Source organism: Mesorhizobium sp. 1B3 (assembly GCF_050958605.1).
Classification (GTDB): domain Bacteria; phylum Pseudomonadota; class Alphaproteobacteria; order Rhizobiales; family Rhizobiaceae.
This window is the reverse complement of record NZ_JBJHDO010000015.1, coordinates 73,616-86,850: the sequence shown is the minus strand read 5'-3', so window position 1 is coordinate 86,850 and position 13,235 is coordinate 73,616. Positions and strand designations below refer to the sequence as shown.

At 65.0% G+C, this 13,235-nt stretch carries 14 protein-coding genes and 1 pseudogene; 13 read left to right on the top strand and 2 right to left on the bottom strand.

Going from position 1 to position 13,235, the window contains the following annotated elements; genetic code table 11:
* Positions 1 to 38: 38 nt before the first annotated feature.
* A pseudogene (locus ACCO56_RS29010) lies at positions 39 to 152 on the top strand (3-oxoacyl-ACP reductase); the annotation flags it as partial.
* Between the two features lie 67 nt (positions 153 to 219).
* Here the strand turns inward: ACCO56_RS29010 and ACCO56_RS29005 are convergent.
* Entirely contained in the window at positions 220 to 948 is a 729-nt protein-coding gene (locus ACCO56_RS29005) for a FadR/GntR family transcriptional regulator (RefSeq protein ID WP_433644415.1), read from the bottom strand.
* Positions 949 to 1,157: 209 nt separating this feature from the next.
* Here ACCO56_RS29005 and dapA point away from each other — a divergent pair, with 209 nt between their 5' ends.
* Positions 1,158 to 2,123, top strand: a complete 966-nt coding sequence (gene dapA / locus ACCO56_RS29000; RefSeq protein WP_433644414.1) for a 4-hydroxy-tetrahydrodipicolinate synthase — start codon at positions 1,158 to 1,160, stop codon at positions 2,121 to 2,123.
* Here dapA and ACCO56_RS28995 read toward each other — a convergent pair.
* The gene (locus tag ACCO56_RS28995; protein ID WP_433644413.1) at positions 2,074 to 2,844 is read right to left on the bottom strand and encodes a 2-keto-4-pentenoate hydratase; all 771 of its coding nucleotides are present in this window, start codon (positions 2,842 to 2,844) and stop codon (positions 2,074 to 2,076) included. The genes dapA and ACCO56_RS28995 overlap by 50 nt on opposite strands.
* A 239-nt stretch (positions 2,845 to 3,083) precedes the next feature.
* Here ACCO56_RS28995 and ACCO56_RS28990 point away from each other — a divergent pair, with 239 nt between their 5' ends.
* The 11 genes from ACCO56_RS28990 (at position 3,084) to ACCO56_RS28940 (ending at position 13,194) form a co-directional block, all read left to right on the top strand.
* The gene (locus ACCO56_RS28990) at positions 3,084 to 3,275 is read left to right on the top strand and encodes a hypothetical protein (protein ID WP_433644412.1); all 192 of its coding nucleotides are present in this window, start codon (positions 3,084 to 3,086) and stop codon (positions 3,273 to 3,275) included.
* Positions 3,276 to 3,306: 31 nt separating this feature from the next.
* The gene (locus tag ACCO56_RS28985) at positions 3,307 to 3,561 is read left to right on the top strand and encodes a hypothetical protein (RefSeq protein ID WP_433644410.1); all 255 of its coding nucleotides are present in this window, start codon (positions 3,307 to 3,309) and stop codon (positions 3,559 to 3,561) included.
* 152 nt (positions 3,562 to 3,713) lie between these two features.
* Entirely contained in the window at positions 3,714 to 3,863 is a 150-nt protein-coding gene (locus tag ACCO56_RS28980) for a hypothetical protein (protein ID WP_433644409.1), read from the top strand.
* A gap of 12 nt (positions 3,864 to 3,875) precedes the next feature.
* The gene (locus ACCO56_RS28975) at positions 3,876 to 3,965 is read left to right on the top strand and encodes a K(+)-transporting ATPase subunit F (protein ID WP_433644408.1); all 90 of its coding nucleotides are present in this window, start codon (positions 3,876 to 3,878) and stop codon (positions 3,963 to 3,965) included.
* Between the two features lie 26 nt (positions 3,966 to 3,991).
* The gene (gene kdpA / locus ACCO56_RS28970; RefSeq protein WP_433644407.1) at positions 3,992 to 5,695 is read left to right on the top strand and encodes a potassium-transporting ATPase subunit KdpA; all 1,704 of its coding nucleotides are present in this window, start codon (positions 3,992 to 3,994) and stop codon (positions 5,693 to 5,695) included.
* Between the two features lie 8 nt (positions 5,696 to 5,703).
* A complete protein-coding gene (locus ACCO56_RS28965) occupies positions 5,704 to 5,874 on the top strand; it encodes a hypothetical protein (protein WP_433644406.1) in 171 nt (56 codons plus the stop codon).
* A gap of 19 nt (positions 5,875 to 5,893) precedes the next feature.
* A complete protein-coding gene (kdpB, locus tag ACCO56_RS28960) occupies positions 5,894 to 7,969 on the top strand; it encodes a potassium-transporting ATPase subunit KdpB (RefSeq protein WP_433644405.1) in 2,076 nt (691 codons plus the stop codon).
* A gap of 12 nt (positions 7,970 to 7,981) precedes the next feature.
* Positions 7,982 to 8,551, top strand: coding sequence for a potassium-transporting ATPase subunit KdpC (kdpC, locus tag ACCO56_RS28955; RefSeq protein WP_433644404.1), 570 nt, complete (start codon positions 7,982 to 7,984; stop codon positions 8,549 to 8,551).
* Positions 8,552 to 9,170: 619 nt separating this feature from the next.
* Positions 9,171 to 11,876 carry a DUF4118 domain-containing protein gene (locus ACCO56_RS28950; RefSeq protein ID WP_433644403.1) on the top strand — a complete coding sequence of 902 codons (2,706 nt, stop codon included), beginning with the start codon at positions 9,171 to 9,173 and terminating at the stop codon, positions 11,874 to 11,876.
* Positions 11,873 to 12,562 carry a response regulator transcription factor gene (locus ACCO56_RS28945; RefSeq protein WP_433644402.1) on the top strand — a complete coding sequence of 230 codons (690 nt, stop codon included), beginning with the start codon at positions 11,873 to 11,875 and terminating at the stop codon, positions 12,560 to 12,562. Before ACCO56_RS28950 ends, ACCO56_RS28945 begins: the two co-directional genes overlap by 4 nt.
* 185 nt (positions 12,563 to 12,747) lie before the next feature.
* Entirely contained in the window at positions 12,748 to 13,194 is a 447-nt protein-coding gene (locus ACCO56_RS28940; RefSeq protein WP_433644401.1) for a PTS sugar transporter subunit IIA, read from the top strand.
* Positions 13,195 to 13,235: the final 41 nt, after the last annotated feature.

Sequence of the window (13,235 nt, the reverse complement as noted above, 5' to 3'; positions counted from 1 at the left end):
ATTGGGGCGTGCTCGGAGATCACGATGCCTCCAAGCCCGTGGCCACCGAGATTCGACCTGCGGGGAAGGTGGTGCTTGTCACCGGCGCTTCGCGTGGCATCAGCTGGGCGTGTGCGCTAGCCAGGTCGGGTGCGAATGTTGCCGCCGGCGTGTGAAAGCGCGCCGGCGGCGCCTCGTTTGTGTCCGGGATCGAGGCACTCGGCGGTCAGGATTGGCCGCTCAATCATTGCGGATATGACCCTTCATGTAGTCGAATGTCTCGCAGAGCAGCCGCTGCATCGAAGCGCGCGCTCCTTCCGCATCGCCCGCCTTGATCGCGTTCATCACGGCATGGTGCCCGGGCAGGAAAATGACGAAGGCTTCGTGCGAAAAGCGATGGCTGATGAGCAGTCCGACACCGATCAGATTGCCCATCTGGAGGAGCAGCGGGTTGCCCCCGGCGGCAAGGATGCCTCGGTGGAAACGCAGATCCGCTCCGATGCCGGGCACGGTCGCCTGGCTCGCCTTCACCATGGCGGCATACGCCGTCTCGATCTCCTCGATGTCTGCCCCGGTTGCGCGCATAGCGGCGAGCGCCGCCGCCTCCGGCTCGATCATCTTGCGCACCTCGAACAACTCGGCGAAGAACTGCACGGGCGGCATGGCGCCATAGCGCCAGCTCAGCACTTCCGCGTCGAGCAGGTTCCAATGGACGGGCGGCAGGGCGCGTATGCCGGTGCGCGTCTTCGATTCGAGCAGGCCTTTGGCGGCAAGCGTCTTCACGGCTTCGCGGATCACCGAGCGGCTAACGCCATATTCGCGCTCAAGATCGGCTTCCTTGGGAAACGGTTCGTCGGGCTTAAGGTCCCCGCCGACGATACGAATCCCCAATTCCTCGACAACCTGGGCGAAAAGGTTGCGCTTCCGGCTGGCGCCGGTGAACAGCGTCAGGGCGAATTTGTCGTTCATACAATGTAAGTTCTAGGACCGGCGGTCCATTCTTGACAAGCGCAGCTGAAAGCGGCGCCGGTACGATGTGGGCCGTCTGGACGGTAGCGACGCGTGCAAAGTGCACCGAACATGATGCTCTTATAAAACCGTGCGGCCGGCCATCTCGAATCCATATGCGGCATCGTTCTACCTGGCTCTATCTGCATCCTGATGGAACGGAGTCCGATATGAGCCTCGACCAACTACGCCGCCGATTGAAGGGCGCGATGACCGCACTCGTCACGCCTTTCAGGAACGGAGAGGTCGATTACCCTGCCTTGACCTCCCTTATCGACTGGCAGATCGGCCAGGGTATCGAGGCGCTCGTACCTTGCGGAACGACCGGCGAAGCGCCGACTCTTACCTGGGAGGAGCGCATCGGCGTGATCCGAAGCTGCATCGAGCGGGCGGCGGGGCGCATCCCCGTCATTGCGGGCACGGGCACGAACAATACCGAAGCCACGATCGCCTTCACCGAAGCGGCGCGCGCCTTCGGCGCCGATGCGGCGCTTGTCGTGGTGCCCTATTACAACCGACCCAGCCAGGAAGGCATTGCCAGGCATTTCGAGGCGGTGGCCGCCAAGGTCGACATTCCCCTGATCGTCTACGACGTACCGTCGCGCACCGGCGTCGACCTGACGCCTGCGACCATCGCCCGGCTGGCAGCCATCCCTTCCGTCATCGGCATCAAGGATGCGACCGGCGACCTCTCGCGGCCGATGGCGCTGGCTGCGGCTCTCGGCGATCGCCTCCTCCAGTTTTCCGGCCATGACGCAACGGCCTTCGGGTTCAACACCATGGGCGGAAGCGGGACGATCTCCGTGGTCGCGAATGTCGCGCCGCGCCTTATGGTCGAGATGCAGGGCGCGTTGCGCAGCGGCGACATCCGCACGGCGCGGGTGCTCAATCATCGGCTCCGCCCGTTGGTCTCGGCATTGGAGCTCGAGACCAACCCCGCGCCGGTCAAGCATGCGCTCCATCTGTCATGCGGCGTCTCGCCCGATTTGCGCCTGCCCATGGTGCCGGTCGAAGGGAGGACCGGAGAAGCGATCGGACGGGCACTGGCAGCTCTGGACGCCGGCGCGCTCGCGGACGCGGCGGCGTTCAGTCGAATGCGCAGCCCACGGTTCCAAGCTGCCCGAAATCGACCATGAGGAGCTGGCTGGGCAGCACCTGGAGGATGGGGGTGCACGACCCCGTGGCCACGACATCGTCGGCATTCAGCGTCTTGCCTTGAGCGGCAAGGCGCTCCGCCAGCCAGACGACGGCCTCCAGTGGGTGGCCGAGAACAAGGTTGGTACGACCCGAAGCGATCGGCCTGTCGTCGATCCGAGCGACGATCCCGATCCCGTCCAGCTCCAGCGGGTCGACATGCCGAGCCGAATGCCCGCAGAGGGTGGCGACATGGAAGGCGAAATCGGCGATTGCAGCGAGCCTGATGTCCGCGCCCGGCCGTGCGCGCCGGCCGATCAGACCGATCGCGGGCTGGCAAGCAATCACGGCGGCGCTTGCCGACAGGCGGTCGATCTTCTCGCCCATGGCGGGATAGGTCCTTCCGATCGTCAAGACCAACTCACACTGCGCGCCGATCATGCCGTTGGGAAGCCTGAAGCGATGCTTGCCCTCATGGAAGCTCTTCTTGGGAATGGCCGAGAAGATCGGCTGCTCCAGCCCGAGCGTGCTGCGCGCCTGCCGACTGGTGCCGACCAGCGCATAGCCGCGAAAATCGCTGTCGAACGCATCGAGTGCCGCCGTCTGCACGTCTTCCGCCTGGTCGGAGGATTGCAGGAGCGACATCGGCAGGTCGCCGACGTCGCCGGCGATGCGGTTCCTGGCCAGCGCGCCGGCCAATTCGTCGAGGGATGCTATGGTCATGAAGGCGTCGCCTCCGACGCAAGCCTTGTTCTCGCCAGGGAGATAGGGCCCGCGGGCATAGGATTTCGAGACGGGAATCCGGCTAAAGAAATAAAGACGCCTTTTCGGCCTGCCCGGCCCACCTGATTATGACTTTCCTATTTCTTTGCGCTGGCCTCTCAATCGAAAGCCTATGCGTCCAGCGATAGGTTCCGTCATGTGTCGCCCCGCGCCGCACGTGACAGGAAAGGATCAATGCTATGTTTCCTCGCCAGGGCGTCGACCGTTTCGGCCCGTTTCCCGCGATCCGCTCGTCTATGAGCGCACGCCGCATCCCTCACGCAGTCAGCGTCCCACGCTTTCCCCGGGAAGTTGCCATGCTGCTCAGGCTTTCCGCCGTCGTTGCGGCCGTGACGGTCATGACCGCCGTCGTCCTTTCGGCCGGCGCATGATCCGCGATCCGATTGGGCCAGGAGTATTGCGATGAGCCGTTTCCCGTTTTGTCCCACTCATACCGGCCGTTTCATGGTGGGGCGCGATCGTCGGGGGCGCTGGATCGTGCGCGACGAAATGGGTCTCGTCGGGGGCCTCTTCGCCGACCGCGCATCGGCGGTCCGCTTCGCCATGTTCGAGAGCGACTACGTGCCTGGCGCGGTCTCTTGCGTGCCTGACGGCGCGCTGTCCGATCCCGTTGTCGAGCCGGTGTCTGCCAGGGCGAGACTCCGCCCCGCCGCCTAGCTTCGGCGGGGCCGACAGGCGCCTCGCTTCCTGGGTGAGGCGCCTCGCGGCTTCGAGACCCAGAAATTCCTATAGGATTCTTATATCTTTCCGCGCCGCCCTCTCTCGAACCTTTATGGGAGGCGGGCGCATATTCCCACCTGGATTCGAAAATGAAGCGCCGCCGTCGATCACGGCGGCGGATCGTCGTGCGTCACCGGCAGAACAAAGGAGCCGTAACGATGGATATCGTCATTCTAGCGATCGGCGTCGTCTTCTTCGCGCTGAGCCTCGCCTACGTCAAAGCCTGCGATAGCCTCTGAAAGGATCGCGCGATGCTTCTCGACTATTTCCTCGGCGGGGCGGTGACGCTCTTCCTTCTTGTCTATCTCACCTACGCGCTGGTTCGCCCCGAGCGTTTCTGATCGCGCGGTTCGGAAAGTCTTTTCCCATGACACTTTATGGTTGGCTTCAGATCCTCCTTTTCTGCGGGATCATCATTCTGCTCGTGAAGCCGCTCGGCGGCTACATGACGCGCGTCTTCTCGGGCGAGCGCACCTTCCTGTCGCCGCTTTTCGTTCCCGTCGAACGCGGCCTTTACCGGCTGGCGGGCACCAGCGAGCGCGAAGAACAGCACTGGACGACCTATGCCGTGGGCATGCTGCTCTTCAATCTGGCCGGCTTCCTGCTTCTTTATGCGATGCAGCGGCTGCAGGGCGTGTTGCCCTTCAATCCCGCGGGCATGGGCGCCGTCCCGCCCGAGCTCTCCTTCAACACCGCCGCCAGCTTCATGACCAACACCAATTGGCAGAACTACGGCGGCGAAAGCACCATGTCCTACCTCGTGCAGATGGCCGGATTGACCGTGCAGAACTTCGTCTCGGCGGCCACCGGCATCGCCATCGCCATGGCGCTGATCCGCGGGCTCGCGCGTGCCTCCGGCCGCACCGTCGGCAATTTCTGGGTCGATCTCACCCGCGGCACTCTCTATGTGCTCCTGCCGCTCTGTGTCCTCCTGACACTCGCTTATGTCTATCTTGGCGTGCCGCAGACGCTCGGCGCCTATGCCGAGGCCGATACGCTGGAAGGCGCAAAGCAGACGATCGCGCTCGGCCCCGTCGCCTCGCAGCTCGCCATCAAGATGCTTGGCACCAATGGCGGCGGTTTCTTCAACGCCAACTCTGCCCATCCCTTCGAGAACCCGGGCGCCTTCTCGAACCTTCTCCAAATGGTCTCGATCTTGGCGATCGGCGCGGCCATGACCAATGTGTTCGGCCGCATGGTCGACAACCAGCGCCAGGGCTGGGCGATCTTCGCCACGATGGGCGTGCTGTTCGTGGCGGGTGTCGCCGTGACCTATTGGGCTGAAGCCGCCGGCAATCCGATTGTCCATGCGCTTGGCCTGGAAGGCGGCAATATGGAAGGCAAGGAGGCACGGTTCGGCATTGTGCTTTCCTCGCTCTTCGCGGTCGTTACGACCGCGGCCTCCTGCGGCGCCGTCAACGCAATGCATGGCTCCTTCACCGCGCTTGGCGGCATGATCCCGCTCATCAACATGGAACTTGGCGAGGTGATCGTGGGCGGTGTCGGCGCCGGTTTCTACGGCATCCTGCTCTTCGTCGTCATCGCCATCTTCGTCGCCGGCCTGATGGTCGGCCGCACGCCGGAATATATCGGCAAGAAGATCGAGGCGAAGGAGGTCAAGATGGCTGTATTGGCCATCCTGTGTCTCCCGCTCGCCATGCTGGGCTTCACGGCTATCGCCGTGCTTCTGCCGACCGGCGTCGCCTCGATCGGCAATCCCGGGCCGCATGGCTTCTCGGAGATCCTCTACGCCTACACGTCCGGGGCCGCCAATAACGGCTCGGCCTTCGGCGGGCTTACCGGCAACACCCCCTGGTACAACATCACCATCGGGCTCGCCATGCTGATGGGGCGCTTTCTGGTGATCATCCCCGCGCTCGCCATAGCGGGCTCGCTGGTGGCCAAGAAGACGGTGCCCGCCTCGGCAGGAACGTTTCCCACGGACGGTCCGCTTTTCGTCGGCCTGCTGGTGGGCGTTATCCTGATCGTCGGCGGCCTGACCTTTTTCCCCGCTCTGGCAGTGGGCCCGATTGTCGAGCACCTCGCCATGCTGCTGGGGCAGACCTTCTGAGGTGCGCCATGTCCAGCCTGCTCCATGAATTGCGCAAGCAGATCAATCCCCGCGCCGCATGGTCGGCGCGGGGGCCCGGCAATCCCATCCGCGCCTCCGACATCATCCTTGGTGTCATGCTTGTGATGGGCCTCGTCGTGCTCGTCGCTTACGCGCTCACCCATTTCTTCACGGCCTGATACAGCCGGAGTTTTCGATATGAGCCATCCCAGATCCGCGAGCATCATGGATGCCCGCATCCTCGTTCCGGCGGCCCGAGACGCTTTCCGCAAGCTCGATCCGCGCAGCCTCGCGAGAAACCCGGTAATGTTCGTCGTCGCCGTGGTCTCTGCGCTCACCACCATCCTCTTCGTCAAGGACGTCGTCACGGGCGGTGAAAGCCTCGGCTTTTCCTTCCAGATCATCCTGTGGCTCTGGTTCACCGTGCTCTTCGCCAACTTCGCCGAGGCCGTCGCGGAGGGGCGCGGCAAGGCGCAGGCGGATTCGCTGCGCCGCACCCGCACGGAGACCCAGGCGAAGCTCCTTTCCGGCGACGACCGCACCCGCTTCAAGATGGTGCCGGGCACCAGCCTGAAGGTCGGTGACGTCGTGCTGGTCGAGGCCGGCGATATCATCCCGTCCGACGGCGAGGTCATCGAAGGTGTCGCCTCCGTCAACGAGGCGGCGATCACCGGCGAATCCGCCCCCGTCATCCGCGAATCCGGCGGCGACCGCTCGGCCGTCACCGGCGGCACGCAGGTGCTCTCCGACTGGATCCGCGTGCGTATCACCGCCGCTCCCGGCTCGACCTTCCTCGACCGCATGATCGCGCTGGTCGAGGGGGCGGAACGCCAGAAGACGCCCAACGAGATCGCGCTCAACATCCTGCTTGCCGGCATGACGCTGATCTTCGTGCTGGCCGTGGCGACCATTCCCAGCTTCGCCACCTATGCCGGCGGCTCGATCCCCGTCATCGTGCTGGTCGCACTTTTCGTGACGCTGATCCCCACGACGATCGGGGCGCTGCTTTCGGCCATCGGCATCGCCGGCATGGACCGCCTGGTGCGCTTCAACGTGCTCGCCATGTCCGGCCGCGCGGTCGAGGCGGCGGGCGACGTCGACACGCTTCTCCTCGACAAGACCGGCACCATCACACTGGGCAATCGTCAGGCGACCGACTTCCGTCCGGTGAAGGGTGTCTCCGAGCAGGAGCTCGCGGACGCCGCGCAACTTGCTTCGTTGGCCGACGAGACGCCGGAAGGTCGCTCGATCGTCGTGCTCGCCAAGGAGAAATACGGCATCCGTGCCCGCGACATGGGCGCGCTGCACGCCAGCTTCGTGCCCTTCACCGCACAAAGCCGCATGAGCGGCGTCGATTTCGACGGCTCCTCCATCCGCAAGGGCGCAGTCGATGCGGTGCTGGCCTATGTCAATTCGGCTGCCTCGGCGACTTCGGCCGGCGCCCGCCCCGCCGGTGACACGCTGCGCGAGATCCAGGCGATCGCCGACGAGATCGCCAAAGCCGGCGGCACCCCTCTCGCCGTGGCGCGCGAGGGCCGCCTGCTCGGTATCGTCCATCTCAAGGATATCGTGAAGGGCGGCATTTCCGAGCGTTTCGCGGAGCTGCGCCGCATGGGCATCCGCACCGTGATGATCACCGGCGACAATCCGATGACGGCTGCAGCCATCGCCGCGGAAGCCGGCGTGGACGATTTCCTCGCCCAGGCCACCCCTGAGAACAAGCTGGCATTGATCCGCGAGGAGCAGGGCAAGGGCAAGCTGGTCGCTATGTGCGGCGACGGGACCAACGACGCTCCCGCCTTGGCGCAGGCCGATGTCGGCGTCGCCATGAACACCGGCACGGTGGCCGCCCGCGAGGCCGGCAACATGGTCGATCTCGACAGCGATCCGACCAAGCTCATCGAGATCGTCGAGATCGGCAAGCAGCTCCTGATGACGCGCGGGGCGCTCACCACCTTCTCGATTGCCAACGACATCGCCAAATATTTCGCCATCATCCCGGCGATGTTCCTGGCCTTCTACCCGCAACTCGGCGTGCTCAACATCATGGGACTTGCGACGCCCCAAAGCGCGATCCTGTCGGCGATCGTCTTCAACGCACTGATCATCGTCGCGCTGATCCCGCTTGCGCTGAGGGGCGTGAAGTATCGGCCGGTCGGCGCCGGCGCGCTGCTCTCCCGCAACCTCCTGATCTACGGCCTGGGCGGTGTGATCGTGCCCTTCGCCGGCATCAAGGCCATCGACCTCGCCATCACGGCGCTCGGCCTCGCTTAAGGAAACAATCCGATGCTCAAACAATTGCGACCCGCCATCGTCATGATCGTCGGCCTGACGGTCATCACCGGCCTCATCTATCCGCTGGGCATGACAGGTCTGGCGCAGGTGCTGTTCCCAACCCAGGCCAATGGCAGCCTGATCGAGCGCGACGGCAAGGTGGTCGGCTCCATGCTGATCGGCCAGGCGTTCGCCGACGCGCGCTATTTTCACGGGCGCCCCTCCGCCGCGGGCGACGGCTACAATGCCGCCTCCTCGAGCGGTTCGAATCTCGGCCCCACCAATCCGAAGCTGATAGACCGGATCAAGGCCGAGACCGAGAAGCTGAAAGCCGAGAATCCCGGCGTGCCTGTGCCGATGGAGCTGGTCACCGCCTCCGGCAGCGGCCTCGACCCGCATGTCTCGCCGGAGGCCGCCTATTTCCAGGTGCCGCGCGTGGCCGCTGCTCGTGGCATGGACGAGGAGACATTGCGCCGGCTTATCGACGGCAATACCGACGAACGCCTGTTCGGCTTCATCGGTGAGGCGGTGGTCAATGTGCTGGCGCTGAACATGGCGCTCGATGCCGGGGAGACGCGCTGACAGGGGAAGAGCGGAAGGTTATGGTCGGTGACGTTGACACAAGAGAGCTGGACGTTGCGCTCGCACCCCCCTCTGTCCTGCCGGACATCTCCCCCTCAAGGCTACCGGATTCACGCATCTCGGGCGGCACGGAAGGAGCGGATGATAGCTGCTATCGCTTGCGTTGGCTGCTTCGTTCAGCGCCGCCGGGCGGCAGCCGGCCGCTCGGGAACGGAATGGATCCTCGGGTCACGTCGCCTTCGCTTCGCTCGACGCCGGCCCGAGGATGACGAAGCTTCTATGTCGATGCCAATCACAAACGTTGGCGCCTTGGGCAAGCCTTCAACGCGAATCGTCATCCTCGGGCGTGAGCCCGCGCCAGCGGGCGAGCTGACCCGAGGATCCATTCCGTTCCTGAGCGGCCGGCCGCCCGACGGTGTTGGACGAAGCAGCCGAACCGGCACCAGCAACCGTCCCGCTCTTCGAGCTTTCATCGATAACGGCACCCATTCTGTTGCGATTGGCGAAAGCGAGAACGAAGGCCAATCTCGCCCTTTGAGGATGAAATGTCCGGCAGGACAGAGGGGGGTGTCAGATAGGGCCTCGTCAGCCAGAACGTCGCTCCCCCAAAGGCGCTCCGATGCCGGATGACGATCGCGATATCGATGTCAGGCCCTCGCCGGACGCGCTTCTCGAGAATGCCGAGCGCGAGGGGCGGGGCCGGCTGAAGATTTTCCTTGGCGCTGCTCCCGGCGTCGGCAAGACCTACGAGATGCTGATGTCCGGCCGCGCCCGCAAGGCCGAGGGCCGCGACGTGGTGATCGGCGTCGTCGAGACCCATGGGCGCAAGGAGACCCAGGCGCTTGTCGAGGGACTCGAGGTCATCCCGCGCAAGGAGGCGGACTACAAGGGCCGCCGGCTGCAGGAGATGGACATCGACGCGGTGCTGGAGCGCCGGCCTTCCCTGGTGCTGGTCGACGAGCTTGCCCACACCAACGCGCCGGGCAGCCGTCACCCCAAGCGCTACATGGACGTATTGGAGCTTCTCGGCCAGGGCATCGACGTCTACACCACCCTCAACATCCAGCATGTCGAGAGCCTGAACGACGTCGTCGCCCAGATCACCCGCATCCGCGTGCGTGAGACGGTTCCGGATTCGGTCATCGACCGGGCCGACGACGTCGAGATCATCGACCTCACGCCCGACGACCTGATCACCCGGCTGCACGAAGGCAAGGTCTATGTACCCGATACGGCGCGCCGCGCCATCGAGAACTACTTCTCGCCCGGAAACCTGACTGCCCTGCGCGAGCTGGCGCTGCGCCGCACCGCCCAGCGTGTCGACGAGCAGTTGCTGAGCCACATGCAGGCCCACGCCATTCCCGGCCCCTGGGCGGCGGGAGAGCGCGTGCTTGTGGCGGTCGACGCGCATCCGCGCGGGGCGTCGCTTGTTCGCTATGCCAGACGCCTCGCCGACAGGCAGCGCGCGCCTTGGGCGGCGATCCATGTGGAGACCTCGCATTCGGCGAGCCTGTCCGAGGCCGACAAGGATCGGCTCGCCGCCACCATGCGCCTGGCCGAACAACTCGGCGGTGAAGCCATCGTCGTGCCGGGGCAGGACGTCGCGCGCGAGATCGTCCGTCACGCGTCGGCCAACAATTTCAGCCACATCGTCATCGGCAAGCCGACCAAGCCGCGTTGGCGGGAGTTCTTCGAGGGTTCGGTCACGCACGACCTCATCCGCCATGGCGGCAACCTCAATGTTCATGTCACCGCCGGCGTCGAGAAGGAGGCTGGCGTCGGATCGCGCGGCGTCAAGACGGCGGCCCGGCAGCGTCGGTTCGAGCCCTGGCCCTACATGCTGGCGACGGTCTTCGTCATTTGCGCTCTGGGCGTCGGCATGCTCCTGCAGCAGGTCCTCGACGTGCGCAACATCGCGCTCGTCTTCCTGATGGCGGTGCTCGCCTCGGCCGTGAGCTCCGGCCTGTGGCCGGCGCTCTTCGCCTCGGTGCTCAGCGCCTCGGCCTTCAATTTCTTCTTCCTGCCGCCCTATTACACGCTCGACATCGGCGAGCCCGAAAGCGTGGTCGCGCTCGCCTTCTTCCTGGTCGTGGCGGTGATCGCCTCCAATCTTACGGCTCGTGTCCAGCGCCAGGCGGCGAGCGCCCGCGCCCGCGCGCGGGCCACGGAAGATCTCTATCTTTTCAGCAAGAAACTCGCCGGCACCGGCACGCTCGACGACGTCCTGTGGGCGACTGTCTACCAGATCGCCTCGATGCTCAAGCTGCGTGTCGTGGTGCTTCTGCCGGAGGGCGATACGATCGCGGTGAAGGCGGGTTATCCGCCGGACGACACGCTGGCCGATGCCGACATCGCCGCGGCGCGCTGGGCGTGGGAGCACAACCGTCCCGCCGGCCGGGGCGCCGACACGCTGCCTGGAGCGCGGCGCCTCTATTTGCCGCTTCGCACGGCGCGCACCGCTATCGGCGTCATAGGCCTCGACAACGACAAGCAAGGGCCGCTGCTCACTCCGGAGGAACAACGCCTGTTCGATGCCCTGGCCGACCAGGCTGCGGTCGCTATCGAACGCATCGAGCTCGTCGCGGATGTCGACCGGGCGAAGCTCGCCGCCGAGGCCGACCGGCTGCGCTCGGCGCTGCTCACCTCGATCTCGCACGACCTGAAGACGCCGCTCGCCGGCATCATGGGCGCGGCCGGCACGCTGCGCGATTTCGGCGCCTCGCTGCCCGAGGAGGGGCGCGCCGAGCTGCTCTCCACCGTGGTGGACGAGTCGGAAAGGCTGAGCCGCTTCATCGCCAACCTGCTCGATATGACCAAGATCGAATCCGGCGCGATGGAGCCGAATTATGCCTGGCTCGATGTCGGCGACATCGTCGGCTCTGCGCTTCGCCGTGCCGCCAAGATGACGGCGGCGCACAAGACCGAAGTCGATATTCCCGACTTGCCGATGCTCAGGCTCGATCCCGTCCTGTTCGAGCAGGTGCTCTTCAATCTTTTCGACAACGCTGCGAAATATGCGCCGGCGGGCTCCACCATCCGCATCCAGGGCTGGCGCGACGACGGCTGGGTGGTGCTCCAGGTGATGGATGAAGGTCCCGGCATTCCGCCCGCCGACCTCGAGCGGGTTTTCGACACTTTCTACCGCGTCCGGAAAGGCGACCATGTCCGGGCTGGCACCGGGCTCGGCCTTTCCATCTGCCGGGGGTTCGTCGAAGCCATGGGGGGGACCATCGCTGCGAGCAATCGTACGGACCGCCCCGGCGCCGTCTTCACGATCCGACTGCCGGTGCCGGCCGGCGCTCCGAAACTGGAAGAACCGACATGACGACTTCGAATGTCAGGATCCTCGTGGTCGACGACGAGCCGCCCATCCGCAAGCTGCTGCGGGTGGGGCTGGGAACGCAAGGTTATGCGATCGACGAAGCCGGCAATGCCAGGGCGGCCAACGAACGTATCCGCGAGCGGCCGGACCTGATCCTGCTCGATCTCGGCCTGCCCGACATGGCCGGCCACGACCTGCTCCGCCAATGGCGTGACGAGGGGCTCGACCTGCCCGTCGTGATCCTCTCCAGCCGCACCGACGAGGCCGGTATCGTCAAGGCGCTGGAGCTTGGCGCCGACGACTATGTGACGAAACCTTTCGGCATGAACGAGTTGGTGGCGCGCATCCGCGTGGCTTTGCGGCATCGGCTGCAGCAGCAAGGCGAGAAGCCGGTCTTCCATACCGGCGATCTGTCGGTCGACCTCGTCAAGCGCATCGTCAAGGTCGCCGACAGGGAAGTGAGACTGTCACCCAAGGAGTACGACATATTGCGGCTCCTGGTGCAGCATTCAGGCAAGGTGCTCACCCACCAATTCCTGCTCGACCGGGTGTGGGGCGGCTCGACGGACGTGCAATATCTCAGGGTCTATGTGCGTCAGCTTCGCCAGAAGATCGAGCGTACTCCCGACCAGCCGCAATACATCACCACCGAGACGGGGGTTGGTTACCGGCTCCGCGAGGCGGAGTGAGAATGGCCGAAGGCCAGTCGCGAAACACTGGCGACAGGCGAAAGTGGAGATGACAGCGTCCTTCTCCCCGTTTTCTTACCGGGAGAAGTGACCGGCAGGCCGATGAGGGGCAACGCGAACGGTGCAAAGGCCTGGGTCCACAGACAAACAAGAGCGTGAAACGCGGCGACAGAAGCGAGTAGAACATGCAGGTAGCGGATTTCCTCCAGCCGGGCGACGTGTTCGTCGACCTTGACGTCCAGACGAAGCTGGAGGCGCTGCAACTCCTGTCGCGGCGGGCGGCGACGACGCTGGGCATTACACAGCAGGCGATCTTCGAACCGCTTTATGCACGGGAGAAACTCGGCTCCACTGGCATCGGCGAAGGCGCGGCCATCCCGCACACGCGCGTCGCCGGACTGGAGAAACCGTTCGGCCTGCTTGCCCGCCTCGTGAAACCGATCGATTTCGAGGCGATCGATGAGACGCCCGTGGATCTTCTCTTCCTTCTGCTCGTTCCCTCCGCCGGCGGGAAGGACCACCTCAACGTCCTTGCGGCGGTCGCCCGCCAGCTTCGCTCGCCCGACACGCTGAAGAAGCTCAGGCAGGCGGAAAGCGTGCCCGAGCTCTACGCGGCGATGGCCGCAGGGTGAAGGTGGTCGCATCCGAGCGAAGAACACCCATGCGCGCAACT

What these genes read in the sequence shown, in the direction of transcription:
- ACCO56_RS29005 (WP_433644415.1), bottom strand. Translation starts at nt 948, where the DNA reads ATGAACGACAAATTCGCCCTGACGCTGTTCACCGGCGCCAGCCGGAAG.
- dapA (WP_433644414.1), top strand. Translation starts at nt 1,158, where the DNA reads ATGAGCCTCGACCAACTACGCCGCCGATTGAAGGGCGCGATGACCGCA.
- ACCO56_RS28995 (WP_433644413.1), bottom strand. Translation starts at nt 2,844, where the DNA reads ATGACCATAGCATCCCTCGACGAATTGGCCGGCGCGCTGGCCAGGAAC.
- ACCO56_RS28990 (WP_433644412.1), top strand. Translation starts at nt 3,084, where the DNA reads ATGTTTCCTCGCCAGGGCGTCGACCGTTTCGGCCCGTTTCCCGCGATC.
- ACCO56_RS28985 (WP_433644410.1), top strand. Translation starts at nt 3,307, where the DNA reads ATGAGCCGTTTCCCGTTTTGTCCCACTCATACCGGCCGTTTCATGGTG.
- ACCO56_RS28980 (WP_433644409.1), top strand. Translation starts at nt 3,714, where the DNA reads ATGAAGCGCCGCCGTCGATCACGGCGGCGGATCGTCGTGCGTCACCGG.
- ACCO56_RS28975 (WP_433644408.1), top strand. Translation starts at nt 3,876, where the DNA reads ATGCTTCTCGACTATTTCCTCGGCGGGGCGGTGACGCTCTTCCTTCTT.
- kdpA (WP_433644407.1), top strand. Translation starts at nt 3,992, where the DNA reads ATGACACTTTATGGTTGGCTTCAGATCCTCCTTTTCTGCGGGATCATC.
- ACCO56_RS28965 (WP_433644406.1), top strand. Translation starts at nt 5,704, where the DNA reads ATGTCCAGCCTGCTCCATGAATTGCGCAAGCAGATCAATCCCCGCGCC.
- kdpB (WP_433644405.1), top strand. Translation starts at nt 5,894, where the DNA reads ATGAGCCATCCCAGATCCGCGAGCATCATGGATGCCCGCATCCTCGTT.
- kdpC (WP_433644404.1), top strand. Translation starts at nt 7,982, where the DNA reads ATGCTCAAACAATTGCGACCCGCCATCGTCATGATCGTCGGCCTGACG.
- ACCO56_RS28950 (WP_433644403.1), top strand. Translation starts at nt 9,171, where the DNA reads ATGCCGGATGACGATCGCGATATCGATGTCAGGCCCTCGCCGGACGCG.
- ACCO56_RS28945 (WP_433644402.1), top strand. Translation starts at nt 11,873, where the DNA reads ATGACGACTTCGAATGTCAGGATCCTCGTGGTCGACGACGAGCCGCCC.
- ACCO56_RS28940 (WP_433644401.1), top strand. Translation starts at nt 12,748, where the DNA reads ATGCAGGTAGCGGATTTCCTCCAGCCGGGCGACGTGTTCGTCGACCTT.